This window comes from Arthrobacter zhaoguopingii, assembly GCF_009828605.1.
GTDB classification, from domain to species: Bacteria; Actinomycetota; Actinomycetes; order Actinomycetales; family Micrococcaceae; genus Arthrobacter_D; species Arthrobacter_D zhaoguopingii.
Window position 1 is genome coordinate 241,498 of record NZ_WIAE01000005.1, and the last position, 24,628, is coordinate 266,125.

Annotated in this window: 23 protein-coding genes and 2 tRNA genes; 11 read left to right on the forward strand and 14 right to left on the reverse strand. The window is 69.4% G+C overall.

What is annotated here, in order from left to right; all coding sequences use genetic code 11:
• The 6 genes from GVV77_RS08665 (at window position 1) to GVV77_RS08690 (ending at window position 6,311) form a co-directional block, all read left to right on the forward strand.
• Complete coding sequence (locus tag GVV77_RS08665; protein WP_159617710.1) at window positions 1–2,223, forward strand: RNA degradosome polyphosphate kinase; 2,223 nt, start codon at window positions 1–3, stop codon at window positions 2,221–2,223.
• Window positions 2,223–3,191 carry an NUDIX hydrolase gene (locus GVV77_RS08670; protein ID WP_159617711.1) on the forward strand — a complete coding sequence of 323 codons (969 nt, stop codon included), beginning with the start codon at window positions 2,223–2,225 and terminating at the stop codon, window positions 3,189–3,191. Before GVV77_RS08665 ends, GVV77_RS08670 begins: the two co-directional genes overlap by 1 nt.
• Window positions 3,192–3,290: 99 nt before the next feature.
• Window positions 3,291–4,067, forward strand: a complete 777-nt coding sequence (locus GVV77_RS08675) for a thymidylate synthase (RefSeq protein ID WP_246199734.1) — start codon at window positions 3,291–3,293, stop codon at window positions 4,065–4,067.
• Complete coding sequence (locus tag GVV77_RS08680) at window positions 4,064–4,621, forward strand: dihydrofolate reductase (RefSeq protein WP_159617713.1); 558 nt, start codon at window positions 4,064–4,066, stop codon at window positions 4,619–4,621. The genes GVV77_RS08675 and GVV77_RS08680 overlap by 4 nt, the downstream gene beginning before the upstream one ends.
• Window positions 4,622–4,688: 67 nt before the next feature.
• Window positions 4,689–5,834 (forward strand): aspartate-semialdehyde dehydrogenase, encoded by a 1,146-nt coding sequence (gene asd, locus GVV77_RS08685; RefSeq protein WP_159617714.1) that lies wholly within the window; start codon window positions 4,689–4,691, stop codon window positions 5,832–5,834.
• A 48-nt stretch (window positions 5,835–5,882) separates the two neighbouring features.
• Window positions 5,883–6,311: a hypothetical protein gene (locus GVV77_RS08690; RefSeq protein ID WP_159617715.1), complete on the forward strand. Its 429-nt coding sequence runs from the start codon at window positions 5,883–5,885 to the stop codon at window positions 6,309–6,311.
• A gap of 188 nt (window positions 6,312–6,499) precedes the next feature.
• On the opposite strand, the gene GVV77_RS08695 is transcribed toward GVV77_RS08690, so the two are convergent.
• From GVV77_RS08695 to GVV77_RS08720, 6 genes are all read right to left on the reverse strand, one after another.
• The gene (locus tag GVV77_RS08695) at window positions 6,500–7,609 is read right to left on the reverse strand and encodes a UDP-N-acetylmuramate dehydrogenase (RefSeq protein WP_159617716.1); all 1,110 of its coding nucleotides are present in this window, start codon (window positions 7,607–7,609) and stop codon (window positions 6,500–6,502) included.
• Window positions 7,606–8,046, reverse strand: a complete 441-nt coding sequence (locus tag GVV77_RS08700; RefSeq protein WP_159617717.1) for a MaoC family dehydratase — start codon at window positions 8,044–8,046, stop codon at window positions 7,606–7,608. Before GVV77_RS08700 ends, GVV77_RS08695 begins: the two co-directional genes overlap by 4 nt.
• Complete coding sequence (locus tag GVV77_RS08705) at window positions 8,043–8,495, reverse strand: MaoC family dehydratase N-terminal domain-containing protein (RefSeq protein WP_159617718.1); 453 nt, start codon at window positions 8,493–8,495, stop codon at window positions 8,043–8,045. The genes GVV77_RS08700 and GVV77_RS08705 overlap by 4 nt, the downstream gene beginning before the upstream one ends.
• A gap of 76 nt (window positions 8,496–8,571) precedes the next feature.
• The gene (locus GVV77_RS08710; protein WP_159617719.1) at window positions 8,572–8,808 is read right to left on the reverse strand and encodes a hypothetical protein; all 237 of its coding nucleotides are present in this window, start codon (window positions 8,806–8,808) and stop codon (window positions 8,572–8,574) included.
• A 20-nt stretch (window positions 8,809–8,828) separates the two neighbouring features.
• A complete protein-coding gene (locus GVV77_RS08715) occupies window positions 8,829–9,752 on the reverse strand; it encodes a DUF2797 domain-containing protein (protein ID WP_246199710.1) in 924 nt (307 codons plus the stop codon).
• Window positions 9,753–9,871: 119 nt separating this feature from the next.
• Window positions 9,872–11,365, reverse strand: a complete 1,494-nt coding sequence (locus GVV77_RS08720) for an ATPase (RefSeq protein WP_201293198.1) — start codon at window positions 11,363–11,365, stop codon at window positions 9,872–9,874.
• 209 nt (window positions 11,366–11,574) lie between these two features.
• Between GVV77_RS08720 and GVV77_RS08725 the strand changes: the two genes are divergently transcribed.
• The gene (locus tag GVV77_RS08725; protein ID WP_159617720.1) at window positions 11,575–12,723 is read left to right on the forward strand and encodes a low temperature requirement protein A; all 1,149 of its coding nucleotides are present in this window, start codon (window positions 11,575–11,577) and stop codon (window positions 12,721–12,723) included.
• Window positions 12,724–12,802: 79 nt separating this feature from the next.
• Here the strand turns inward: GVV77_RS08725 and GVV77_RS08730 are convergent, their stop codons facing one another.
• The gene (locus tag GVV77_RS08730) at window positions 12,803–13,384 is read right to left on the reverse strand and encodes a helix-turn-helix domain-containing protein (protein ID WP_159617721.1); all 582 of its coding nucleotides are present in this window, start codon (window positions 13,382–13,384) and stop codon (window positions 12,803–12,805) included.
• A gap of 106 nt (window positions 13,385–13,490) precedes the next feature.
• Here GVV77_RS08730 and GVV77_RS08735 point away from each other — a divergent pair, with 106 nt between their 5' ends.
• Both GVV77_RS08735 and GVV77_RS08740 read left to right on the forward strand, forming a co-directional pair.
• Entirely contained in the window at window positions 13,491–14,519 is a 1,029-nt protein-coding gene (locus GVV77_RS08735; protein WP_159617722.1) for an NAD(P)/FAD-dependent oxidoreductase, read from the forward strand.
• Window positions 14,516–15,190: a class I SAM-dependent methyltransferase gene (locus tag GVV77_RS08740; protein ID WP_159617723.1), complete on the forward strand. Its 675-nt coding sequence runs from the start codon at window positions 14,516–14,518 to the stop codon at window positions 15,188–15,190. The genes GVV77_RS08735 and GVV77_RS08740 overlap by 4 nt, the downstream gene beginning before the upstream one ends.
• A 118-nt stretch (window positions 15,191–15,308) precedes the next feature.
• Here GVV77_RS08740 and GVV77_RS08745 read toward each other — a convergent pair whose 3' ends face one another.
• From GVV77_RS08745 to GVV77_RS08765, 5 genes are all read right to left on the reverse strand, one after another.
• Window positions 15,309–16,283: a hypothetical protein gene (locus tag GVV77_RS08745; RefSeq protein ID WP_159617724.1), complete on the reverse strand. Its 975-nt coding sequence runs from the start codon at window positions 16,281–16,283 to the stop codon at window positions 15,309–15,311.
• A 634-nt stretch (window positions 16,284–16,917) separates the two neighbouring features.
• A tRNA-Met gene (locus GVV77_RS08750) sits at window positions 16,918–16,991 on the reverse strand.
• Between the two features lie 54 nt (window positions 16,992–17,045).
• Window positions 17,046–17,117: transfer RNA gene (locus GVV77_RS08755), tRNA-Thr, on the reverse strand.
• A gap of 128 nt (window positions 17,118–17,245) precedes the next feature.
• Entirely contained in the window at window positions 17,246–19,153 is a 1,908-nt protein-coding gene (locus GVV77_RS08760) for a DEAD/DEAH box helicase (protein ID WP_159617725.1), read from the reverse strand.
• Between the two features lie 338 nt (window positions 19,154–19,491).
• Window positions 19,492–20,133, reverse strand: a complete 642-nt coding sequence (locus GVV77_RS08765) for an MOSC domain-containing protein (RefSeq protein ID WP_159617726.1) — start codon at window positions 20,131–20,133, stop codon at window positions 19,492–19,494.
• A gap of 97 nt (window positions 20,134–20,230) precedes the next feature.
• On the opposite strand from GVV77_RS08765, the gene GVV77_RS08770 reads away from it, so the two are divergent.
• Both GVV77_RS08770 and GVV77_RS08775 read left to right on the forward strand, forming a co-directional pair.
• A complete protein-coding gene (locus GVV77_RS08770) occupies window positions 20,231–21,442 on the forward strand; it encodes an amidohydrolase (protein ID WP_159617727.1) in 1,212 nt (403 codons plus the stop codon).
• Complete coding sequence (locus tag GVV77_RS08775; RefSeq protein WP_159617728.1) at window positions 21,439–21,879, forward strand: hypothetical protein; 441 nt, start codon at window positions 21,439–21,441, stop codon at window positions 21,877–21,879. Before GVV77_RS08770 ends, GVV77_RS08775 begins: the two co-directional genes overlap by 4 nt.
• 32 nt (window positions 21,880–21,911) lie before the next feature.
• Here GVV77_RS08775 and GVV77_RS08780 read toward each other — a convergent pair whose 3' ends face one another.
• Window positions 21,912–23,078, reverse strand: coding sequence for a cystathionine gamma-synthase (locus tag GVV77_RS08780; protein WP_159617729.1), 1,167 nt, complete (start codon window positions 23,076–23,078; stop codon window positions 21,912–21,914).
• Between the two features lie 22 nt (window positions 23,079–23,100).
• Window positions 23,101–24,477, reverse strand: a complete 1,377-nt coding sequence (locus tag GVV77_RS08785) for a cystathionine beta-synthase (RefSeq protein WP_159617730.1) — start codon at window positions 24,475–24,477, stop codon at window positions 23,101–23,103.
• Window positions 24,478–24,628 lie beyond the last annotated feature (151 nt).

Here is a 24,628-nt window from a genome sequence, read left to right on the forward strand (position 1 = left end):
ATGGCATCTGAGACAGCCGCCCGAGTCCCATCCCGTTACGGTTCCTCGGAGACCTCACCCGCCCGGGCCACCCAGGACCGGATCGAGATTCCCGAATTCGCCCCGAGCCTGCTGCCGACCGGCGACATCCGCCCGGACCGGTTCCTTGACCGGGAGATCAGCTGGCTCGACTTCAACGCGCGGGTGCTCGAGCTCGCCGAGGATCCGGACCTCTACCTGCTGGAGCGGGTCGCGTTCCTCTCGATCTTCGCGTCCAACCTCGACGAGTTCTTCATGGTGCGCGTCGCCGGCCTGAAGCGCCGCATCGCCACCGGGCTCGCCATCCCCTCCGCGGCCGGGCTCAGCCCCATCGAGCAGCTCGAGAAGATCATGGAGGACGGATACCGCCTCCAGCAGCGCCACGCCGCGGTCTTCGCCGAGCAGATCCGCCCCGCCCTGGCCAAGGAGCACATCCACCTCACCACCTGGGACGAACTTGACGAACCGGCCCGGAACGAGCTGAACAAGCTGTTCACCGAGAAGGTCTTCCCCATTCTCACCCCGCTCGCGGTGGACCCGGCGCACCCCTTCCCCTACATCTCCGGGCTGTCGCTGAACCTCGCCGTCGTGGTGCGCAACCCGATCAGCGAGAAAGAGCTCTTCGCCCGCGTCAAGGTGCCCGACCAGCTGCCCCGCCTGATCTCCGTGGACGGGCACCGCGCCGGCAGCGTCGCCGGGCGCACTGCCCGCTTCATCGCGCTCGAGGACGTCATCGCCGTCCACCTCGACCAGCTCTTCCCCGGCATGGAGGTGCTCGAACACCACACCTTCCGGGTCACCCGCAATGAGGACCTCGAGGTGGAGGAGGACGACGCCGAGAACCTGCTGCAGGCACTCGAGAAGGAGCTGCTGCGCCGCCGGTTCGGCCCGCCCGTGCGCCTCGAGGTGGCCACCGACATCAACCCGAGCATCCGGGCGCTTCTCGCCCGCGAGCTGGGCATCGAGGAGGACGAGGTCTTCACCCTCCCGGCGCCCCTTGACCTCCGCGGACTCAGCGTCATTGGGCAGATCGACCGCGGAGAGCTCCACTATCCCAAGCACGTCCCGCACACCAGCAGGCACCTCAACGAGAGCGAGACCTCGAAGGCCGCCAACGTGTTCGCCGCCATGCGGCGCCGGGACATCCTGCTGCACCACCCGTACGACTCCTTCTCGACCTCCGTCCAGGCCTTCCTCGAGCAGGCCGCGGCCGATCCGAAGGTGCAGGCCATCAAGCAGACCCTGTACCGCACCTCCGGCGACTCCCCGATCGTCGACGCCCTGATCGACGCGGCCGAGGCCGGCAAGCAGGTGCTCGCCCTCGTGGAGATCAAGGCCCGCTTCGACGAGCAGGCCAACATCTCCTGGGCGCGCAAGCTTGAGAAGGCCGGCGTGCACGTGGTCTACGGCATCGTGGGCCTGAAGACCCACTGCAAGCTCTCGCTGGTCGTGCGCCAGGAGATCGACGGGCTGCGCCGTTACTGCCACATCGGCACCGGAAACTACCACCCCCGCACGGCCCGCTACTACGAGGACCTTGGCCTGCTGACCTCGAACGACCAGGTGGGCGAGGACCTGTCCCGGCTGTTCAACCAGCTCTCCGGCTACGCCCCCAGGTCCACCTTCAAGCGGCTGCTCGTGGCGCCGCGCTCGGTGCGCTCGGGCCTGATCGACCGGATCGAACGGGAAATCGCCAACAAGAACGCGGGCAGGGCCGCCCGCGTGGTCATCAAGGTCAACTCCATGGTCGACGAGGCCATCATCGACGCCCTCTACCGGGCCTCCCAGGCCGGGGTGAAGGTCGACGTCATCGTCCGCGGCATCTGCTCGGTGCGGCCCGGGGTGCCCGGGCTCAGCGAGAACGTCACCGTGCGCTCGGTCTTGGGCCGGTTCCTCGAACACTCCCGCGTGTTCGCGTTCGCCAACGGCGGGGACCCCGCGGTCTTCATCGGTTCCGCCGACATGATGCACCGCAACCTCGACCGCAGGGTGGAGACCCTGGTGCAGCTGAGCGCCCCGGACGACATCGAGTACCTCATGACGCTCATGGACCGGTACATGGACCCGCGCACCTCCAGCTGGCATCTCGACGAGACCGGCGCCTGGACCAGGCACGCCAAGGACGAGAACGGCGAGGACCTCGGCGACATCCAGTCCTGGCTGCTCGCCTCCCGTGCCCGGCAGCGCGCAGCCATCCGCCGCTGATGTCCGCCAACGTCCAAAGTCCGGCCGGCGCCGCGCCGTCGGCCACCGAGGTGGCTGTCACCGCCGCGGGCACCCTGTGCTGGCGGACCGAAAAGGGGCACCTCGAAGTGCTGCTGATCCACCGTCCGCGCTACGACGACTGGTCCTGGCCCAAGGGCAAGCTCGACGACGGGGAGACGACCCCGGAGTGCGCCGTCCGCGAGACGCACGAGGAGGTGGGCCTCAGGGTCCACCTCGGCATCCCGCTGCCGTCCATCGACTACGAGGTGTCCTCCGGACGCAAGGTGGTCCACTACTGGGCCGCGAAGGCGGACCGCCTCAAGCCCGTCCCGGACGGCAAAGAGGTTGACGAGTACCTGTGGTGCACCCCGGACAAGGCACGCCTCCTGCTGACCAACCCCTCCGATGTGGAGCCGTTGAATGCCCTTGAGGAGGCCCACGAACGCCGGGACCTCGGGACCTGGCCGCTGATCATCGTCCGCCATGCCAAGGCCAAGCCACGCTCCTCCTGGAGCCGGGCCGAGGGCGAACGTCCGCTCGCGGCCACCGGCCGGCGCCAGGCGGTGGCCGTGAGCCGGCTGCTGCAGGCCTGGCGGCCCGAGCGGGTCATCAGCAGCCCGTGGGTCCGGTGCGTCCAGACGGTCTCGCCCTACGTCGCGAAGGCCGACGCAAAGCTGAAGCTCGTCGACGCCATCACCGAGCACGACGCGGCCCGGAAACCGGGGCGCGCCCGGGTTGCCGTGGAGAAGGTCTTCGACAAGCGCCACCCGGTGGCGATCTGCACGCACCGGCCGGTCCTGCCCCTGGTCTTCGGGGTGCTGCGCGGGCACATGGCGGCGCATCTGGCCGCACTGCTGCCGGTCGCCGACCCGTACCTGTCACCGGGTGAGGCGGTCATCTGCCAGGTCAGTTCCGTCAACCACGGGCGCATCGTCTCCGTGGAGCAGTACCGCGCCTACGACGACTGACACGCCGGGGCGCCGGCGGGCGCCCCGGCCGGTCCTCGCTAGACTGGCACGGTGAGCACACCCCTGAACACCCCGTATGAAGACCTGCTGCGCGATGTGATGGCCAACGGCACGGCCAAGTCCGACCGGACCGGCACCGGAACCCGCAGCGTCTTCGGGCGCCAGCTTCGCTTCGACCTGCGCGAATCCTTCCCGCTGATCACCACCAAGCGGGTGCACTTCAAATCCGTCGCCCTGGAACTGCTTTGGTTCCTGCGCGGGGAGTCGAACGTCCGCTGGCTCCAGGAACAGGGCGTGTCCATCTGGGACGAGTGGGCCGACGCCGACGGCGAACTCGGGCCGGTCTACGGGGTGCAGTGGCGCTCCTGGCCCACCCCGGACGGCGGACACATCGACCAGATCGCCAACGTCATCGAGGGCCTGAAGACGAATCCCGACTCACGGCGGCACATCGTGTCGGCCTGGAACGTCTCGGAGATCTCCAATATGGCCCTTCCCCCGTGCCATGCGTTCTTCCAGTTCTACGTCGAGCCCTCCCCCGAGGGCCCGGGCCGCCTGTCCTGCCAGCTGTACCAGCGGTCGGCCGACACGTTCCTCGGGGTTCCGTTCAACATCGCCTCCTACGCCCTGCTGACCCTCATGGTGGCCCAGCAGGCCGGGCTGGAGCCCGGGGAGTTCATCTGGACCGGCGGGGACGTGCACATCTACGACAACCACGTCGAGCAGGTCACCGAACAGCTCTCCCGCGAACCCCACCCCTACCCGCGGCTGAGGATCACCCGCACCCCGGAGAGCATCTCCGATTACACCCTCGGGGACTTCGAGGTGCTCGACTACCGGCACCACCCCACGATCAAGGCGCCGATCGCCGTATGAGCTTCGAAGATGTCACAGTGGCCGGCGCCGTTGACGGCGAGCCGGTGATCGGCCTGATCTGGGCGCAGACCGAGGACGGGGTGATCGGCAAGGACGGCGGCATGCCCTGGCATGTCCCCGAGGACCTGGCCCACTTCCGCAGGATCACAGCCGGCCACCCGGTCATCATGGGCCGGCGAACCTGGGAGTCCTTCCCCGGGAAGTACCGCCCGCTGCCGGACCGCACCAATATCGTCGTCAGCTCCTCCGGCCCGCTTGAGGGCGCCGTCGTCGTCGGTTCCCTTCCGGACGCGCTCGCCGAGGCGCGGCACGCACCGGGTGCGGAACAGATCTGGATCATCGGCGGCGGGAAACTGTACGCCGAAGCGGTCGCCGAGGCCAACGCCGCGGTGGTCACCGTCATCGAGACCGACACCGACGGTGATACCTACGCGCCGGTGCTTGGCCCGGAGTGGGAGCTGAAGGGCGTCAGCCCCGCCGGGGGCTGGCTGGACAGCACTGCCGGCACCCGGTACCGGTTGAGCCTGTGGGCGCGCAGCTCCCCGACAGCCTAAGGCCTGACCGGCGGCGGGTGACGTAATCAGCACCGTCCCCCGCGGCGGGCTCGCCTAAGCTTGGAGGATGACCTCCGCAGCAAGCACCTCCCCCCTGCCCTCCGTCGGCTTCGTCGGCTGGCGCGGCATGGTCGGCTCCGTCCTCATGCAGCGACTCCAGGACGAAGGCGACTTCCGCCTGTTCAACCCCGTGTTCTTCTCCACCTCCAACGCCGGCGGACCCGCGCCGTCCTTCGCCGAGGGCGCCGGGAAGCTCGAGAACGCCTATGACGTCGAAACGCTGGCGAAGCTGCCGATCATCGTCACCGCCCAGGGCGGCGCCTACACCTCCGAGGTGCACCCCAAGCTGCGCGACGCCGGCTGGGACGGGCTGTGGATCGACGCCGCCTCCACGCTGCGGATGGAGCCCGAGTCGATCATCGTGCTTGACCCGGTCAACCGCGGGGTCATCGACGCCGGGCTGGCCCGCGGCGTGAAGGACTTCATCGGCGGCAACTGCACCGTCTCGTGCATGCTCATGGGCCTTGGCGGGCTGTTCCGCAACGGCCTGGTGGAGTGGGGTACCTCGATGACCTATCAGGCCGCCTCGGGCGGCGGGGCCCGGCACATGCGCGAACTGCTCAGCCAGTTCGGCGCCCTTCACTCAAGCGTACTGAATCACCTCGACGACCCGGCCTCGGCCATCCTCGAGATTGACCGGGCCGTGCTGGCCCAGCAGCGGAACCCGGAGCTTGACGCCTCGCAGTTCGGGGTGCCGCTGGCCGGCTCGGTGATCCCGTGGATTGACGCCGACCTCGGCAATGGACAGTCCCGGGAGGAATGGAAGGCCGGCGCGGAGACCAACAAGATCCTCGGCACCGGCGACGGCGGGCGGATCCCCTTCGACGGGCTGTGCATCCGGATCGGCGCCATGCGCTCGCACTCGCAGGCGCTGACCCTGAAGCTGACCGAGGACCTGCCGGTGGCCGAGATCGAGCGCCTGATCGCGGCCGACAACGAGTGGGTGAAGGTGGTGCCCAACACCAAGGAGGCCTCCGTGGCCGAACTGACCCCCGTGGCCGCGACGGGATCGCTGGAGATTCCCGTGGGACGCATCCGCAAGCTCGAGATGGGCCCGAAGTACATCAGCGCGTTCACGGTGGGCGACCAGCTGCTGTGGGGGGCGGCCGAGCCGTTGCGCCGGATGCTGCTCATCAGTACCGGGAACCTGTAGCCGGCACCCGCGCGTGGAACTGTCAGAGGGCGGAGGCAGAATACCGGCATGGAACACACCGACGTCGACCGCATCCTGACCGGTTTCTTCGCAGCGAGCGCCCGCGGCCGGCATCCGGAAACGGTGATCCGGTACGGGCGCGTGGAGGCCGGGCTGAGGTCCTACCTCGAGGGCGAGGGGGCGCGTTCGCTGCCGCCTGAGGCGGCAGCGCTGCTTGAGCTTGAACGCCAGTTCTCCCCCGACGCCGCGTACGTGCGCCTGATGGGCGCCGCGGAGCTCCTCCACGCCCTGCCGGGATTCTTGGGCGTGCGCGGGCTGGCAGCGGACTTCCACGACCGGCTGGCCCAGATCAGCCTCGCCTCCCGCCTGGCGCAGTGGCTGTGCACCCGCCAGCTGGTGGACCGGAAGGCCCAGTGGGGCGACGTCCTGCTGACGCGTGCCGCCGCCGAGCATGCGCGGCGGACCTCGGTCACGTAGGCGCGGTTCTCAGCGGCGCGCCGGGCTTACCGAGTGCCGGGCTTACCGAGTGCCGGGCTTACCGAGTGCCGGGCTTACCGAGTGCCGGGCTTACCGAGTGCCGGGCTTACCGAGTGCCGGGCTTACCGAGTGCCGGGCTTGCAGAGTGCCGGCGCAGCCGCGCCCTGGGCGTACCGGGGTAGCGGCCCTTAGGGCGTGCTGGGCGCCGGGAGCGCGCACCCGATCAGCAGAGGTTCGGGCTGCAGCCGGATGCCGAACTTCGCCTCAACCCCGTCCGCCACCAGTCCGGCCACGGCCAGCAGGTCCCGGGCGGCGGCGCCGCCCCGGTTGGTCAGCGCCAGGGTGTGCTTCGTCGACAGGGAGGCCCGCCCGCCCGCCGCGGCGAAACCGGCGTCGTCGGCCAGCCCGAAGCCCTTGGCGAAACCGGCACGCTCGATCAGCCAGGCGGCGCTGAGCTTCACCTTGTCCGGGTCCGAGACCGGGTACCGGGGCGCGTCCTCCGGCAGGCCCGCCGTGGCCGCGGCGTCGATGATCGGATTGGTGAAGAAGGACCCGGTGCTGAAGGTGTCCCGGTCCTGCGCATCGAGGACCATCCCCTTGGCCGCGCGCAGCCGGAGCACCTCGCGGCGCACGTCGTTGGCGTAGGCCCGCTTGCCGGCCTCCACGCCCAGGGCGCGGGCCAGTTCGGCGTACTTCACCGGTGCGCTCATGCGGCCGAGGGCGAGCTGGAACTCGACGGCGAGGACCACATAGCGCGGCGAGCCGTTGACGGTTGTCTGCTTCAGCAGCGAGTCCCGGTACCCGAAGTGGAGTTCAAAGTTGGTGAAGCTCTTCACCGCCGACGCCTGCCGGTCCCAGGTGCGCACCGTGGCGATCGTCTGGGACACGTCCGAGCCGTACGCGCCGACGTTCTGGACCGGCGTCGCCCCGGTGGAGCCGGGGATGCCCGAGAGCGCCTCGAGGCCGGAGAGGGCGTGCTTCACCGTGTACTCGACCAGTTCGTCCCAGTCCTGCCCGGCCTGCGCCCGAACCATGACCCCGCCGCAGGTGGCGTCGTCGTCGTTTACTGTGAAGCCGTCGGAGGCGATGCGGACCACCGTGCCCTCGAAGCCTTCGTCGGCGATGACGAGGTTTGAGCCGCCGGCCAGGATGAGCAGCGGCTCGCCCGCGTCGTCGGCGGTGCGGACGGCGTCGATGATCTCCTGTTCGGAGCGTGCCTCGATGAGCGTGCGGGCGGGCCCGCCGACCCCTGCAGTGGTGAGGTCCGCCAGCGGCGTGCCCGTCGGCTGCTGGCTCATGACAGGCGCACCACGGCCTGGGCCTTCACCAGGACCTTCTGGCCCTCGAAGGTCACCGTGAGGTCGATCCGCGCCGTTGCCTCCTCGGGGTTCAGCGCCCCGATGGTTCCCCGGACCTCGAGGACGGCTCCCGGGACCCCGGGCTGCGCCGTGGTGTCGGCGACCACGACGGGCTTGGTGAAGCGCGTCTGGTAGTCGATGACGGAGCCCGGATCGCCGGTCCAGTCGGTGACCAGCTGCACGGCGGCGCCCATGGTGAACATGCCGTGGGCGATCACCCCGGGCAGGCCGACGCCCTGCGCGAAGTCGGAATTCCAGTGGATGGGATTGAAGTCCCCGGAGGCCCCGGCGTAGCGCACCAGGTCCTGGCGGGTCACCGGAATCGTCACGGACCCGATCTCCTGCCCGACGGTCAGTTCGGCTGCTGGGATGCTCACTGCTGCTCCTCTCCCCGGACGAGCAGGGATGACGTTGTCGTGGCGGTCCGCACACCGTCCACGGTTGAGATTTCGGCGCGCGTGGTGATCATCGCCCCGCCGCCCATGGCCCGCACCTGGTCGACGTGGAGGGCAGCGACCAGTTCATCCCCGGCCACGATGGGCCGGTGGTGGGTGAAGCGCTGGTCGGCGTGGACCACCCGGGAGAAGTCGATTCCGGCGCCCGGATCGGTGATGAGCTGGGCGTCCGCGCGCTGCGCCACGATGATGGCGAACGTCGGAGGCGCCACCAGGTCGGCGTACCCGAGGGCCCGGGCCGCTTCGACGTCGTAGTGGGAGGGATGGGTGGCCTTGACCGCACGGGCGAAGTCGCGGATCGCTTCGCGCCCGACGGTGTACACCTCACCGGCGGGGTAGCTGCGTCCCTGCAGGTCGGGGTTGATGGTCATGGGGTCCTCCGGGAGTTCGCGGGCGGCGGGCTGGATCAAGCGTAATCGAGCGGCAGGCTCGGTGGCCGGCCGGAGCTCAGCGGGGCGCTGCGGGGCTCCGGCGCCGCCGGGCGTCGCGGGTCCGCACCACCATTCCGGCGATGTGGCACAGCAGGCCGGCGCCGATCACCGGCATCGCGGCGAACACCGCGGCCTCGGCGTCGGCTGCGGCCCCTGCTACGGCGAGCGCGATGCCGGCGCCGGTGAGGATCAGCGCGGAGATCAGGAGCCTGCGGTAGAGGACCGATCCCGTGTCCCAGGGTGTGTTGAGCATCCCTTTATCCTACCGTGGCCCTAGAAGAGGGACTCCTGGACGGCCGGCACGGCGGTCGTGTAGTCCCCCGGTGCGATCCGCCGTCCCTTGAGGCGGGACAGGTCCGCGAGGAAGCGCAGCGGGGCACCGTCGAGGCTGACGAGGGCGCAGGAGCCCAGCAGCGGGCCGACGACGAACCCGTGGTCCCCGCTCTCGAGGTCCCCCGGGTAGGGCTGGACCCCGCCGGCCGTCAGCACCTCCTGCCAGGACGGCGGCGGGTCGAACTCCTCGGTGACGACGGTGAAGCCCTCGAGCTCCATCCCCTCCCGCAGCAGCAGCCGGGCCGACTCGGCGAAGCCGGTGTTGATTCCGGCGAGCCGCTCCGGGGGCAGCGGCCGGCGGAGTGCCTCGGCCTTCGCCGCCGAGCGCACCGCTTGCGGCAGGCCCACGCTGCGCGTCACCTCGTCCTCGAGGACGCGCACCACCCGCCCGTTGTCCGCGAGGGCCACGTAGGAGGCGGTGACGGCGCCCTGCTCCACCAGCCGCCCGCGCTTGCGCTTGGCCGAGGCGGTGCCGACCTTCGTGGCGCCGTCGGCGAAGGTCGCCACATACAGCCAGTGCGGCTCGCCGAGGTAGCGTTTCAGACCGTCCGGAGCGATGCCCGAGCGGTGGAAGTCGTGCATGAAGCGCAGGTCGTCCTGGGCGAAGCAGGGACCGCACTGGTAGCCCCGCTCGGCCTCGGCCTGCCGCGGGCAGGGCACGTGCGTGCGGGTCTCGGCGTCGCGGACCCGGTAGGAGCCCATGCAGTAGCGGGCGCCGGCGGGGCCGAGCGTGCGGTACCCGAGCCGGGAGCCGGGCCGCAGCGGCAGGTCCGTCCGGACGCCGTCCGGGTCGGCAAGGACCAGGGCCGGCACCTCGCCGTGCCAGGCCACCCCGCTGCACAGGTAGCGTCCGCCGGGAATCACCAATTCAGCTTAGGTCACCGGCGGGCCCGCGGCGCCGCCCCGGACCCGTGCGATCCGGGAGCCCGACCGGCCGCGTCGACGCCCCGCATCCTCCCGGGCGTCGGCGGTGGACCGGTGACTCAGAGGCCCTCGGCCACCGCCGCCGCCGCGGCGAGCCAGGCCCGCTGGGTGGCAGGACGCAGGGAGCCGTAGCGGATCCTGCCCTTCAGCAGAGCGGGGTCGAAGGGGATGGTGACGGCGCTGCGGGCCAGTTCGGTGAAGCCGGCGGCGATCGCCTGGGCCTGGGCCGCGGTGCCGTTCTTGTCGGACTGGCTGACGATGACCACGGCGTTGCGGGAGAGCTGCTCGTAGTCGCCTCCGCGTGCCCGCAGGGCCTCAAGCAGGAGGGCACCGGCCTCGGCGTGCTCCTCGAGGGTGGTGGTGGCGATGACCAGCTGATGGGTGTGGTGGAGCATGCGCAGCCACCGTTCGGCCGTCTCGTCGTTGCCCGAATCCACAACATTGAGCCGGAAGTACTTTGAGGCGACCTCGTGCAGGGCGTCGAAGTCCCGCGAGGTGACCTTCTGCTCGGAGGCCAGCACGTCGGGTTTGGAGCGCAGCACGTCGTACTTGTCTTCGGTCTGGTGGTGGACGTAGCGGGCGAGCAGCGCCGACTGGGCGGACGGGGCGAGCAGGGCACCGGTCTGCGGGAGCAGGTCGAGCACAGTGGCCTCATGCGGTCCCTGCTCGGTCCGCCACCCGAGGGTGCCGCGGGTTTCGTTGTTGTCCCAGGCCAGGACGGGCCCGCCCCCGTTGCGGGCGAACACCGCCGCGAGCATCACGGTGGTCGGGGTCTTGTTGGCCCCGCCCTTGCCGTTTACGACGGCGATCGTCCGCGGACCCGGCCAGTGCTGGCTTACCGCGCGGGTGTGCGCGCGCACCGTCAGTTCCGCGGCGGACGGCGGAATCCGCACGCCGATACGGGTCAGGGCTCCCCGCAGCCCGGTCTCGGCGGGCACCACTGCCGTGTCGGGGGTGAGGAAGGAGCGGCGGCCCGTCCGCGCCGCGGAGGCGCGCTGGCGGGTGGCCGGAGGGTCGGCCGGCTGCGGGGGAAGCTCCGACACGGGCTCGGCCCCGAACGCTCCGCGCGGCGGCCGGCCGTGCTCAAGCGGCCGGGACTCCCCCGGTTCGGCGCCGGGCAGATCGGTGTCGGTGGGCTGGGACTCGATCGGTCCGGCACCGGCGGACTCGGGCTCGAAGGGTCCGGGCTCGGGCTCGAAGGGTCCGGGCTCGGGCTCGAAGGGTCCGGGCTCGGGCTCGAACGGTCGGGTGTCAGAGAAGCCGGACTCGAACGGTCGGGCGTCGGAGAGCTCTGGGCCGAAGGGCTCCGGCTCGTAGGGAACCGTGCCGTAGGGGACCGTCCCGGTCAGCCGGGCGGCGATCGAGGGGGCGTGGTCCGGCTCCGCATCGGGTCCGTACGCCACTGGGGTGCCATCGGGCTCCTCACCGGCGGACAGCGTCTCCCACCGGGCCTCCGGCTCCCCCTCGAGCAGGGACTGGCGGCGCCGGCTGGCCCTCGTGGGGAAGGTGTCGTTCGTGCTGTCGGCACTCCACGCGGAGTCACGTTCGGTCATGTAAGTCCATCCCCCCGCACACCTGACGGGGCGGCTGCTTAGCGGTCATTGCCTTCGCCCATCCTATTAGTACCCTGATCGTCGATGGTGCAGGCGAGTAACAGAGGGTGCGGATCGGCGACTCCGCCCGGCCTGCAATCTATGCTTTCCGTATGTTTCCCGCTTTCCGGTCCATGCGTCAGGTCCGGGTTTCGGACGAGTCCCATCGGGTGACGACTTTCGAACTCTTCTTCGACCTTGTCTTCGTTTTCGCCTTCACCCAGGTCACCGCCTTCATGGCCCACGAACACACCGGCTTCGGCGTGCTTCAGGGCATGATCATCCTCGGCATCCTCTGGTGGTCCTGGGTCTGTTATTCCTGGCTCGCCAACCAGACCCATGTCGACGAGGGCATCGTGCGCCTCGGGATGTCGGTCGCCATGATGGCGATGTTCATCGCGGCCCTGGCCATCCCCGAGGCCTTCCACGACATGGAGGGCGGCCTCAACGGACCCCTCGTGTTCGCGCTGGGCTACTTCGTCGTGCGGCTGGTTCACATCGGGCTGTACCTTATCGCCGCCGGGGACGACGTGCCGCTCCGGCGCCAGGTGATCAAGACCTCAAGCGCCATGTTCACCGGCTCCGCCCTCATCATCACCGGAGCCCTCGTCGGCGGGCCGTCCCAGACCTGGTTCTGGCTGGCCGGCCTCGCCGCGGATATCACCCTCACCTACCTCACCTCCGCCGGCGGGAACTGGCGGGTCCATTCCGCCGCGCACTGGGCCGAGCGGTACGGGCTCGTCGTGATCCTCGCCCTGGGCGAGTCGATCATCGCCATCGGCGTCGGCGCTTCGGAACGCCCGGTGAGCACCCTGATGATCCTGGGCGCGGTCTTCGGCGTCGGACTGTCCATCTGCCTGTGGTGGCTGTACTTCGACGTCATGGCGATCGCGGCCGAGCACGTGCTGGCGCGGCTCCGCGGCCGGGCGCGGGCGGCTCTCGCGGTCGATGCCTACACCTACCTCCACCTCCCGCTGATCGCCGGGGTCGTCCTGTCGGCGCTCGGCGTTGAGGATGCCCTCGCCCATGTCGAGGAACCATCGGGCTACGGCTGGCTGGGGGCCAGCGCACTGCTGGGCGGGACGGCCCTGTACCTCCTCGCCCACGCGGCGTTCTGGCGCAGGGTCGGCGGATACTGGAAAACATGGCGGCTCAGCACCGCCGCCGTCCTGCTGGCCCTGATCCCGGCCGCTTCCGGGTTTGCGCCGCTGGCCGCGCTGGGCGTTGTCTTTGGACTGTGCGCACTGCTCGTCGTGGTGGAGACCACCGTCTACGCGGAGAAACGCGCGGAGATCCGCCGTAGCCACTCTTCGGCGTAACGCGGTGTGCCCGCACGTCGGGCGCCTCCGCCGCGCGGCGTCCCCTTCCCCTGCGGCGGCCGGGCAGCCCTGCCGGCTGCTAGGCCTTGGGCCGGGCCCGGACGTGCATTTTCTCCCCCTGATGGCCGAACAGGCTAAGGAACTCCACCGGGTATTCATCGGCGGAGGCAAACCAGTGAGGGGTATGGGTGTCGAATTCGGCGGCTTCGCCGGGCCCGAGGACGAAGTCCTTATCGCCGAGCATGAGGCGCAGGCGCCCATTGAGGATGTACAGCCACTCATATCCTTCGTGCACGCGGAGCTCGGGTTCGCCCTTCCGCGCATCGGCGGCGAGCACCATCTTGTATGCCTGCAGCCCGCCGGGCCTGCGGGTCAGGGGAAGGGCCGTCATGCCGCTGTGGCGGATGGGCCGCAGGTGGATCCGCGGATCCCCGGTGGTCGGCGCACCGACGAGATCGTCGAGCGGGACCTGGAACAGGCGGGCCAGAGGCAGCAGCAGTTCGAGGTTGGGGCGCCGTTGGCCGCCCTCGAGGCGGGACAGGGTGCTCGCGGAAACGCCGGTGGCTTCGGACACCTCGCCGAGGGTCAGCCCCCGCTGCTGGCGCAGCGCGCGCAGCCGGGGGCCCATGGCGTCAAAAACTGATGAAAGATCGCTTTCCATCTCCGCATCTTGCCATATCGGCAAGGAAGGTTGCCAGCACTTCCACCCGGCGGGACAGTGGATACGAGGGCGCCGACCGTAGGCGCCCAGGAAAAGGAGAAGCATCATGCAGGACTCTTCGCGCTATGACGTCGTGATCATCGGCGGCGGCGCCGCCGGGCTCAGCGCGGCGGTGGCCCTCGGCCGCTCGCTGCGCACCACGGCCGTGATCGACTCCGGGTCACCGCGGAACGCCCCCGCGGCCGGGGTCCACAACTTCCTGTCCCGGGACGGCGTGCCGCCGCTCGAGCTCGTGGCGTCAGGCCGCGCCGAGGCGGCGTCCTACGGATCGGTCTTGATCGATGCGGAGGCGGTGCGCGTCGAGAAGGATCCGGCCGGGTTCACCGTCACCCTGCAGGACGGCGGGTGCCTCTCCGGCCGGCGCCTGCTCGTGACGACAGGGCTCTCCGATGAACTGCCCGACGTCGAGGGGCTCGCCGCGCACTGGGGTTCCGGCGTCATCCACTGCCCCTACTGCCACGGGTACGAGGCCCGCGGTCAGGCCATCGGCGTCCTGGCGACCGGGCCGATGGCGATGCACCAGGTCCAGATGTTCCGGCAGCTCAGCGACGACGTCACGCTGTTCCTGCACACCGGACCGGAGCTCACCGACGATGAGTGGGAGCTTTTGGCCGCGTTGTCGGTCCGGGTCGTCGACGGCCGGGTCGCTTCGGTGCAGGGCCCCGCCGGAGCACTGTCGGGGGTGCAACTCGAGGACGGTTCAGGCTTTCCGCTTGACGCCCTTGTGGTGGCGCCGCGCTTCGCCGCGCGGTCGGCCCTGCTTGAGTCCCTCGGCGTAAGAATCTCCGAACACCCCATGGGCATCGGCTACTCGGCCGAGGTCGACCCGCAGGGCCGCACCTCCGTTCCCGGGGTGTGGGCGGCCGGCAATGTGGCGGACCCGGTGGCCCAGGTGATGGCCTCGTCCGCCGCCGGGCTGGGGGCCGGTGCGGCGATCAACGGGGACCTCATCGCCGAGGACGCGGCGGCCGCCGTGGCCGCCCGCCGCGCAGCCGGCGGGGAGTCTGGCCGTGACGGAGCCTCCACTGCGGGGCAGAATGAGTCCATCGGTCAAAAGAGCGGCGCACACTCATGAATCTTCACATCGAAATGGACCAGGAATTCTGGGACCGCAGATACACGGAGCAGCGCAGGATCTGGAGCGGGAACCCGAATCCCCACCTCGTCACAACGGCCTCCGCGCTGCTTCCCGGGCGCGCACTCGATGTCGGCTGCGGCGAGGGCGCCGACGCCCTGTGGCTGGCCCGCAGCGGGTGGCGGGTGACCGGCGTCGATATCTCCGAGGTCGCCCTCGGCCGGGCCCGTGAGCAGGCCCGGCTCGAGGACACCGCGGTGGCCGCCCGGGTCGACTGGGTGCACGCCGACCTTCTTGAGGCACCGCCGGCACCGGGCGGCTTCGACCTGGTCTCGGCACAGTTCATGCAACTGCCGGAACCGGCGCGCTCGGTGCTGTTCGGCCGCCTCGCCGACGCGGTGGCTCCGGGCGGCACGCTGCTCATTGTCGGGCACCACCCCTCGGACCTGCAGACGGCGGCGCGGCGGCCGCCGCTGCCCGAGCTGTTCTACACCGCGGAGGACCTCACCCCTCTGCTCGACGGCGGCTGGGACATCAGCGCCTCCGAGGCGCGGCCGCGTGCGGTCGACGACGCTGCAGGCCACGCTGCGGTGGTCCGGGACACGGTGCTCCAGGCCCGACGGCTGAACACCAGCCGGGCACCGGCGCCGCCTGCGGCGGGCCCGGTGTAACGCCGCCGGCGCAGGCGCAGGCGCACGCCTCGACGGGAGGGGCCCGAGCCGGGGCAGCAGCTCCGGCTGCGGCCCCTCCCGGCCAGGAAAGCCTTCTCGTGCGTCGCGGGGGGATTTCCTACTTGCCGTTGTTAACTTCAAAAGGCACGATCAGGATGCCCGAGGTGGTCGAGTTGCGGCCGTGCCGGTCATTGCAGTCGGCGCGCAGGAACAGCCTGTGCGTGCCATTGGTCAGCCGGGTGGTGTCGATGCTGATTCGCCCGTCATACTCCCCGCCCGCTCGCCGGAGGATCAGACCGGGAACGTTGGCATGGAGATCCGGGTCGATGCGGACTTCGTGGGCCGTAACGGGCGGGTCCTCCGCATCGCCGTGCCAAACCATCTTGACGGCGGGAGACCACGTGCCGCTGACGGGTGCATTTGGAACCGGAACAGTCATGAGAGCGGCTTCACAGTAGCCGCCCTCCGCCAGATCGCTCCCGGGCGCTGAGTACCATCCCTTACCGCGCAGATAGGGATCCCGGGAGACATCCCTCACGGTGCGGGTCGGCGACAGATCGACAGTGTACTGAAAGTTGAGGGAGGCGGTCATGCGGGCTGTGGCTGTCGTGCCGCCCGCAGCAGGGTCTGCGACATCAGAAAAGAAACGCAGCCGCGCTTCTTTGAGACCATCGGTCGAGAATACGGACGGATCAACCCTCACTTTGCCCCAACGGGTGCACGTACCTGGAGTGGGGCACGTCCAACCGGTTTGGTAGAGCTTGGACTGCGTCTTCTCGGCAGACGAACTCTTCATGACAACCGACACGTAGGGCGTCGAGGTTTTGCCGGTATTGACCTTCTGGAGGCCGGGATCATGAAGAATCATCCGGATATCGAGCGTGAAGGGTCCGGTCACGGTTTCGCGTTCGGGAACACAGGCTCCCACATGGATATGGCCATGGTTTGTGCCTGAGGGCGTCGCCCCCTCGGTGGGCAGCCACCAGGACTGGGCATCGACGAAGTGACGCTTCTCGGGATAACCCGCACAGGTGAGGGGGTCAGGGGTACCGGCCACGGCCGGAGACACTGGGGCGCCGAGTGCAGTGCTCACCACAAGGAGTAGCGCCACTACCATGTGTACGGGACGTTCGACATACCTCGGAGCAATCTGCATAGCTGACTCCGTTCAATGATCTCTCAGTGTGTCCGGATCGGACTGCATGGTCTCCACTGCCGGCAGCCTGACCTAAAGGACTGAAAATGCCCTCGGACGATCGAATCGTCGACGAAGAGCCGCCCGGCGGTTCGTATTTCCGGTGCAGACCGTCCGGCTTGTCAGGGAACCCCGGTACAGGTCCGCGATGTTCGGACATCGGATGGAGTAGCACCTGGCCGGGTGCGGTTGGGTGGCAACACTACGCGCGGCAGGTCTCTGAGGAGGGCCTGCTCCGACCGGGTGGGGTCAACGTTCAGGCCATCGCATGAAATCGCCAGATCCGCACAGCGGTTCGCTGCTGGCGGTTTACAGGGATAAATGTACGTCTTCGCGATCTTGAGGCAAAGAGATGGCTCCTTATGTTGCGCGGGGCTCGCGTGAGGGTTCAGGACGCGGCGGGCCACGCTGCGTGGTCGGGCCCCGGCGCTCCCGACGGTCCGCGGCCCGTGCCCCAGCAGCCGGACCGGGGCTGCGAACCGGCCCCAAACAAAAATCCCCGAGGCCTTTGGGCCTCGGGGATTGCTTTTTGTAGCGGTGGTGGGACTCGATCCCACGACCTCACGATTATGAGTCGTGCGCTCTAACCAGCTGAGCTACACCGCCCTAAATGAGTCTGCCCGCACCGATCGGATGATCGTCACGGGCCCCTCATTTACGAGCCCCCCACCGGAATCGATCCGGTGACCTCGTTCTTACCAAGAACGCGCTCTACCACTGAGCTAGGGGGGCAACGACAAGAAACTTTACCAGTTCCGAGCCGCTGTGCGAAATCAACAACCGCCTTGGCGTGCGGACCCCTGATTTCGCTTCGGATCCCCGCCGTGGCGGGGATCCGAAGGGGTTAGCCTAGGTGATTTTCACCACTGGTCGGACTGCGCATTGGAGCGGCCGAGACCGGCTCCGGCAGCCTTGCCCGACCGCGGCTTGCGCGCGCTGTCGCTGGAGAACCGGGTGTCGCCATCGCGCTTCTTGAAGTCCTTCGAGTCCTTGCTGAATTCCTTCTTGAAGGGCTTCTTGAACTCGCCGGCCGGACGCTCGCGGTTGGGCTTGCGGCCCTTGTCGAGCTCGAGGTGGATCAGCTCACCGCCGATGCGGGTCTTCGACAGGGCGCGCCACTGATCCTTGGAGAGATCCGCGGGGAGCTCAACGAGGGTGTGGTCGGCGCGGATGTCGATGCCGCCGATCTGCGAGGAGGAGAGCCCGCCCTCATTGGCGATGGCCCCCACGATGGAGCCGGGCATGACGCGCTGGCGGCGTCCGACGGCGATCCGGTAGGTGGCATTGCCTTCGGTGAGGGTGCGCGTCGGCCCGCGGGAGCCGAAGGCGTCCTTGCGGCCCTCCGAGCGCTCGCGCTGCCCGGCGGGAGCCACCGGGATGTCCTTGACCAGCAGGGGGTTACCGCTCTGGGCCATGACGGCCAGCGCAGCGGCGATCTCGGCGGCCGGAACGTTGTGCTCCTGCTCGTAGCTCGCAATGAGGTCACGGAACGCCGAGACGTCCTCGCTGGCGAGGGTCTTGGTGATCTTCTCGGCGAACTTGTTCAGGCGCAGCTCGTTGATGGTCGCCGAGGAGGGAAGCTGCATCTGCTCGACCGGCTGGCGGGTCGCCTTCTCGATGGAGCGCAGCAGGTACTTCTCGCGCGGGGTCATGAACAGGATGGCGTCACCCGAGCGCCCGGCCCGGCCGGTGCGGCCGATGCGGTGGACGTAGGACTCGGTGTCGTGCGGGATGTCGTAGTTGACCACGAGCGAGATGCGCTCGACGTCGAGCCCGCGGGCGGCGACGTCTGTCGCCACGAGGATGTCGATCTTGCCCTCACGCAGGGCCTCGACGGTGCGCTCGCGCTGCTGCTGGGGAATGTCTCCGTTGATGGCCGCGGCCGAGAAGCCCCGTGAACGCAACTTGTCCGCCAGGTCTTCGGTCGCCATCTTGGTACGGACGAAGGCAATGATGCCGTCGTAGTCCTCAACCTCGAGGATGCGGGTCATCGCGTCGAGCTTGTGCGGGCCCATGACCTGCAGGTAGCGCTGACGCGTGTTGGTGCCGGTGGTCGTCTTGCCCTTGACCGCGATCTCGGCCGGATCGTTCAGGTACTTCTTGGCGATCCGGCGGATGGCCGGGGGCATGGTGGCGGAGAACAGCGCCACCTGCTTCTCGGCAGGGGTCGAGGAGAGGATCTGCTCGACGTCCTCGGCGAAGCCCATGCGGAGCATCTCGTCGGCCTCGTCGAGCACGACGTACTCAAGGGCCGACAGGTCGAGGGAACCCTTGGAGATGTGGTCGATGACGCGGCCGGGGGTGCCGACGACAACCTGGGCGCCGCGGCGGAGGCCCGCAAGCTGGGGTCCGTAAGGGGATCCGCCGTAGACGGGCAGCACGGTGAAGCCGTCCATGTGGCGGGCATAGGAGGTGAACGCCTCGGCGACCTGGAGCGCGAGCTCGCGGGTCGGGGCGAGGACCAGGACCTGGGTGTTCTTGCTGACACCGTTGATGTCGGCCAGTTCGGCCATCTTCGACAGCGCGGGAACCGCGAATGCTGCGGTCTTTCCGGTGCCGGTCTGGGCCAGGCCGACGACGTCGCGGCCCTCGAGGAGCGCCGGAATGGTGGCGGCCTGGATGGGTGAGGGCTTCTCGTAGCCGACGTCGGTCAGCGCAGCGAGGACGCGGGGGTCGAGGTTGAGATCGGTGAACAGCAGCTCTCCGGCGTCATCGGCAGCCGGGGCGTCAACGTTCTCGGAGATTTCGGGGGACAGATTTTCAGGCATGGAGGAAAGACCTTCAGGTAGATGCCGGACGGCCCGGAAGGCGGGAGCCAACTGGTGCCGTGCTTACAACGAAATCCGGCACTGTTTCAATCCCGCGGCAGGACTTCCCGTCACAACTGGGCTTCCTGCTCCAAGAGCTGAAATGTGTGACGTTTTCTTCTAGCCGGCGCTCCCTGATGAATCTGCTCGCGGAAATCTCGACGAGCCCCAACACAACCTATCCGCCTGAAAAGGGCGGAAATTAAGGGAATACCGGTGTGGGGGATGTTTCTAACCTACCGCATGCGGGCCCCGCCCCCTGCCCTTCGGGCCCGGATGGTCGGGTGACGTTGGGCACGTTAGGCACCGGCGAGGGCCTGCACCGCCGCCCTGCGGACCTGCGGGGCGAGCGTGAGCTCCTGCGCCCCGGCCTCCAGCAGGCGCTCACCGGCGGCGGCGTCGAGCCCGCCGAACACCTGGGCGATGGTCACTCCGTGGGCCGGGCGCGAGGTGACGGCGACCGCCTCCCCGGCCTGCAGCGAACCGCCCTTCATCACCCGAAGGTAGGCTCCCGGGCGGTTCGCGGCGGTGAAGCGCCGGATCCAGCCGGACTCGCCCAGGCGCCGGGCGAAGTTGCCGCAGGGGATCCGCGGCATCGTCACCTCCAACTCCACGCCGTTGATGCTCCACCGTTCACCGATCACCGCGTTGCTGGCGTCGATTCCCGCGAGCCTCAGGTTCTCCCCGAACAGTCCCGGCTCAATCGCGCGGCCAAGCTCACCGCACCAGTAGTCGGCGTCCTCCTGGGCGTAGGCATACACGGCCTTGGTGGGACCGCCGTGGTTTTTGCGGTCGGCCTGAAGGTCACCGGTCAGCCCCAGCGGGTGCACCTTCACCGGCCCGGCGACGGCACGCTTGTCGATGGCGCTCACGCCGACGGTGTCGCGGGTCGGCAGCAGCCCGTGGACGAGGCAGACGGCGAGGACTCTCCCTTGGCTCATGCGGTCATCCTATGCGTCCGCGCGCCGCAGGTCCGCCACGGGCGGGGCACCCTCCGGGTATGTTGGGTGAACCACCGACGAGCGCGAAAGGTCCCCCATGACCACCCCTCGAACCTCCGGCGCAGCGCCCGCGCCGGCCCTGGCCATCCTTAACGCCCATGTCGTCCCGATCGACGGCGAGCCCTTCGACGGGACGGTCGTCCTCGAGGACGGAAGGATCACCGCCCTCGGCGCCGGCGTCGAGGCACCGTCCGGGATGGAAACCCTGGACGCAGCCGGTAAATGGCTGCTTCCGGGCTTCGTCGACGCCCACGTCCACCTGGGCACCCACGAGGAGGGCGAGGGCTCGGCCGGCGACGACACCAACGAGATGACCGACCCGGTGATGGCCGGGGTGCGGGTTCTCGACGCCATCAACCCGTACGATCCCGGCTTCGACGACGCCCTGGCCGGCGGAATCACCACCGTGAACGTCAACCCCGGCTCCGGCAACCCGATCGGCGGGCTCGCCGTCGCCATCCACACCCACGGCCGGTACATCGAGGAGATGCTGCTCCGCTCCCCCAGCGGCCTGAAGTCGGCCCTGGGCGAGAACCCCAAGCGGGTGTACGGCGGGAAGGACAAGACGCCCTCGACCCGCCTCGGCACCGCCCTGATCATCCGCAAGGCGTTCAAGGACGCCCAGAACTACCTGGGCAAGGACGACGAAAACGCCCGCGACCCGCACCTCGAGGCCCTCGCCATGGTCCTGCGCCGCGAGATCCCCTGGCGGCAGCACGCCCACCGGGCCGACGACATCGCCACCGCCCTCAGGCTCGCCGACGAGTTCGGCTACGACCTGGTGCTCGACCACGGCACCGAGGCCCACCTGCTGGCGGACGTGCTGGCCGAGCGCGGCACGCCGGTGCTGATCGGGCCCCTGTTCACCACCAAGTCCAAGGTCGAGCTGCGGGGCCGGTCGTTGGCGAACCCGGGCAAACTCGCGGCGGCGGGCGTCGAGATCTCGATCATCACCGACCACCCCGTCATTCCCATCAACTTTCTGGTGCACCAGGCCACCCTGGCCATGAAGGAAGGCCTCGACCGCACCACGGCCCTGCGCTCGATCACCCTCAACCCGGCCAAGGTGCTCGGACTGGCCGACCGGCTCGGCTCGCTCGCGGTGGGGAAAGACGCCGACGTCGTGCTCTGGAGCGGTGACCCGCTCGATGTGATGCAGCGGGCCCTGGGCGTGTGGATCGGCGGGCGGAAGGTCTACGCCTACGACACGGAGGCGCGCGCCGGCGTCGTCACCCCGCGCGGGGCATGAGGCGCGCCCCCGCCGCGGGAAGGCAGGACCCGGCGCGCCCGCGCCACCCGCGGACGCTCCGGGCGGCCTCGCTGCTGTGGCTGGTGGCCGCGGTGCTGCTCCTCGTGGCGGCGGGTTCGTTCGCCGGTTCGGCCGCTCTGCCCGGCTCGGACAGCACCGCGCTCACCGGGCTCGCAGCCGTGCTGGGCGCGCTGGCCGTCCTGCAGCTCGTGCTCCTGCTGCGCCTGCGCCGGGGCCGGCGCAGCGCCCGTGAACTGCTGAGCACCGTGGGAATCATCGCCGGGCTTCCGGTGCTGGTGCGCGGCACGCCTGGCCTGTCGGTCATCGCCGTCGTGATGCTGCTCGCGGTCGTGCTGATGTGGCTGCCGCAGAGCAGCGCCTATTTCCAGGTGACCGACCCCAAGGCCAGGAAAAAGCGGGGGCTGCCCGGTACCTGACCGGACAGCCCTTCCTTCCGCTGACGGGGCTGCTAGCCGCGGAGGGCGGCCAGGGCCTGCTCGAGGTCGCCGATGAGGTCCTCAAGGTCCTCGATGCCCACGGAGAGCCGGATGAGGTTCTCCGGCACCGCCAGATCGGTGCCTTTCACGGAGGCGTGCGTCATGGCCGAGGGGTAGTTCATGAGCGACTCGATGCCGCCCAGTGACTCCGCGAGGGTGAAGACCTTCGTCGATTCGGCAACCGCCCGCGCTGCGGGCTCCCCACCGGTGAAGGTCACCGAGATCATGCCGCCGAAGCTCTTCATCTGCGCCGCGGCGAGGTCGTGGCCCGGGTGCTCCGGCAGCCCCGGGTAGTAAACCCGCTCCACGCCCTCCTGCTCGGTGAGCCACCGGGCGATCGACGCGGCGTTCGAGCTGTGCCGGTCCATGCGCACGCCCAGGGTCTTCAGGCCCCGAGTGGTCAGCCAGGCCTCCATCGGCGCTGACACCGCACCCACGGCGAACTGGATGAAGCCCACCTTCTCGGCCAGCTCGGCATCCTTCACGATGACGGCCCCGCCGCTGGCGTCGGAGTGCCCGCCGATGTACTTGGTGGTCGAGTGCACGACGACGTCGGCCCCGAAGCCCAGGGGCTGCTGCAGGTAGGGGGAGGCGAAGGTGTTGTCGACGACCAGCAGCGCACCGGCCGCGTGGGCGATTTCCGCGACGGCGGCGATGTCGGTGATCTTCATCATCGGGTTCGAGGGGGTCTCAACCCACACCATGCGGGTCTGCCCGCCGGCGACGGCGGCGCGCACGGCGTCGAGGTCGGCCATATCGACGGCGCTGTTGGTGATGCCCCACTGGGAGAGCACCCGGTCGATCAGGCGGTAGGTACCGCCGTAGGCGTCGTTCCCGAGCACGATGTGGTCTCCGGGCCGCAGCGCCGCCCGGATGAGCGAATCCTCAGCGGCCAGGCCCGAGGAGAAGCTGAACGCATGCGTTCCGCCCTCGAGCGCCGCCAGCTGGGACTGCAGGGCGTCGCGCGTCGGGTTCGTGCCGCGGCCGTACTCATAGCCGTTGCGCAGCTTGCCGATGCCGTCCTGGGCGAACGTCGTCGTCTGGTAGATGGGCGGGATCACGGCCCCGGTGGTCGGGTCGGGAACCTGGCCCGCATGGATCGCGCGGGTGTTGAAGCCTGAATTGCTTGAGTGCGTCACGCTGCTCCTGGTGGTCGAGGGGTTAGCTGCTCATATAGGTCAGCAGGTCATGGCGGGTCAAAATTCCCACCGGCGCCCCGGCGAGGGTGACCAGGACTGTGTCACTGTGCTCGAGGCGCTCCCGCGCCGTGCCAACGGACTCCAGTGAGCCGATCAACGGCAGTTTCGGGCCCATGTGGGCCGAAACGCTGTCGGAGAGTTTGGCCTGGCCGGTGAAGATCTTCCCCGTCAGCGAGCGCTCGTCGACCGATCCGAGCACCTCGCCCAGCACCACGGGCGGCTCGTGCGAGAGCACCGGCACGCTGGAGAGCCCGTACCGGGTCATCAGGGCGATGACGTCGCGGAGGGTGTCGCCCGGTCGGGTGTGGACGAGGTCGGGCAGGGTGCCGGCCTTCGCGTGGAGCACCTCGGCCACGGGCGCGTCGTCGCCGGCGTCGAGGAAGCCGTGCGTCTCCATCCAGCCGTCGCTGAAGATCTTTCCGAGGTAGCCGCGCCCGCCGTCGGGCAGCAGGACGACTACGACGTCGTCGGCGGTCAGGTCTTTGGCCGCACGCAGCGCCGCGACCACCGCCATGCCGCAGGATCCGCCGACCAGCAGGCCCTCTTCGCGGGCCAGCCGCCGGGTCATGGCGAAGCTCTCGGCGTCGGAGACGGCGATGATCTCATCGGGCACGGAGGGGTCGTAGGAGGCGGGCCAGATGTCCTCGCCGACGCCCTCGACGAAATAGGGGCGTCCGGTGCCGCCGGAGTAGACCGAACCCTCGGGGTCGGCGCCGATGACCCGGACCGGCCCGCCGGCGCGGTCCGCGGAGACCTCCTTGAGGTAGCGTCCGGTGCCGGTGATGGTGCCGCCGGTGCCGACGCCCGTGACGAAGTGGGTGATGCGCCCGTCGGTGTCGTTCCAGATCTCGGGCCCGGTGGTCTCGTAGTGGCTGAGCGGTCCGTTGGGGTTGGAGAACTGGTCGGGCTTGTACGCACCGGGGATCTCGCGGGTGAGCCGGTCGGAGACCCCGTAGTACGACTCGGGGCTGTCGGGTTCCACGGCCGTGGGGGTGACCACGACCTCCGCGCCGTAGGCGGCGAGGACGTTGCGCTTGTCCTCGCCGACCTTGTCCGGCACCACGAAGACGCACTTGTAGCCGCGCTGCTGGGCCACCAGGGCCAGCCCGACGCCGGTGTTGCCCGAGGTCGGCTCAATGATGGTGCCGCCGGGCCGCAGCTTGCCCTCGGCCTCCGCGGCGTCGAGCATCTTCGCCGCGATGCGGTCCTTGACCGACCCGCCGGGGTTCAGGTACTCGACCTTCGCCAGCACCGTCGCCGCGATGCCGTCGGTGACCTTATTGAGCTTGACCAGGGGGGTGTTGCCGATCAGGTCAACAACCGAGTTCGCATACTTCATAGTCCTAAAGCTACCGGGTGGCGCTCCGGCCGGAGTGCGGCCTGAAACACAGGGACCCAAACTTGTGCCCGCAGGTCCCCTTTCCGACGAACGGACCACTTCGCGACAGACGCACCGGATTAATCGCGCGCGTTTGTCGCTTTTGGGTGCG

Bases quoted from the DNA above. Each gene is read 5' to 3' on its own strand.
- GVV77_RS08665 (WP_159617710.1), top strand. From the start codon at position 1: ATGGCATCTGAGACAGCCGCCCGAGTCCCATCCCGTTACGGTTCCTCG.
- GVV77_RS08670 (WP_159617711.1), top strand. From the start codon at position 2,223: ATGTCCGCCAACGTCCAAAGTCCGGCCGGCGCCGCGCCGTCGGCCACC.
- GVV77_RS08675 (WP_246199734.1), top strand. From the start codon at position 3,291: ATGGCCAACGGCACGGCCAAGTCCGACCGGACCGGCACCGGAACCCGC.
- GVV77_RS08680 (WP_159617713.1), top strand. From the start codon at position 4,064: ATGAGCTTCGAAGATGTCACAGTGGCCGGCGCCGTTGACGGCGAGCCG.
- asd (WP_159617714.1), top strand. From the start codon at position 4,689: ATGACCTCCGCAGCAAGCACCTCCCCCCTGCCCTCCGTCGGCTTCGTC.
- GVV77_RS08690 (WP_159617715.1), top strand. From the start codon at position 5,883: ATGGAACACACCGACGTCGACCGCATCCTGACCGGTTTCTTCGCAGCG.
- GVV77_RS08695 (WP_159617716.1), bottom strand. From the start codon at position 7,609: ATGAGCCAGCAGCCGACGGGCACGCCGCTGGCGGACCTCACCACTGCA.
- GVV77_RS08705 (WP_159617718.1), bottom strand. From the start codon at position 8,495: ATGACCATCAACCCCGACCTGCAGGGACGCAGCTACCCCGCCGGTGAG.
- GVV77_RS08710 (WP_159617719.1), bottom strand. From the start codon at position 8,808: ATGCTCAACACACCCTGGGACACGGGATCGGTCCTCTACCGCAGGCTC.
- GVV77_RS08720 (WP_201293198.1), bottom strand. From the start codon at position 11,365: ATGACCGAACGTGACTCCGCGTGGAGTGCCGACAGCACGAACGACACC.
- GVV77_RS08730 (WP_159617721.1), bottom strand. From the start codon at position 13,384: ATGGAAAGCGATCTTTCATCAGTTTTTGACGCCATGGGCCCCCGGCTG.
- GVV77_RS08735 (WP_159617722.1), top strand. From the start codon at position 13,491: ATGCAGGACTCTTCGCGCTATGACGTCGTGATCATCGGCGGCGGCGCC.
- GVV77_RS08740 (WP_159617723.1), top strand. From the start codon at position 14,516: ATGAATCTTCACATCGAAATGGACCAGGAATTCTGGGACCGCAGATAC.
- GVV77_RS08760 (WP_159617725.1), bottom strand. From the start codon at position 19,153: ATGCCTGAAAATCTGTCCCCCGAAATCTCCGAGAACGTTGACGCCCCG.
- GVV77_RS08765 (WP_159617726.1), bottom strand. From the start codon at position 20,133: ATGAGCCAAGGGAGAGTCCTCGCCGTCTGCCTCGTCCACGGGCTGCTG.
- GVV77_RS08770 (WP_159617727.1), top strand. From the start codon at position 20,231: ATGACCACCCCTCGAACCTCCGGCGCAGCGCCCGCGCCGGCCCTGGCC.
- GVV77_RS08775 (WP_159617728.1), top strand. From the start codon at position 21,439: ATGAGGCGCGCCCCCGCCGCGGGAAGGCAGGACCCGGCGCGCCCGCGC.
- GVV77_RS08785 (WP_159617730.1), bottom strand. From the start codon at position 24,477: ATGAAGTATGCGAACTCGGTTGTTGACCTGATCGGCAACACCCCCCTG.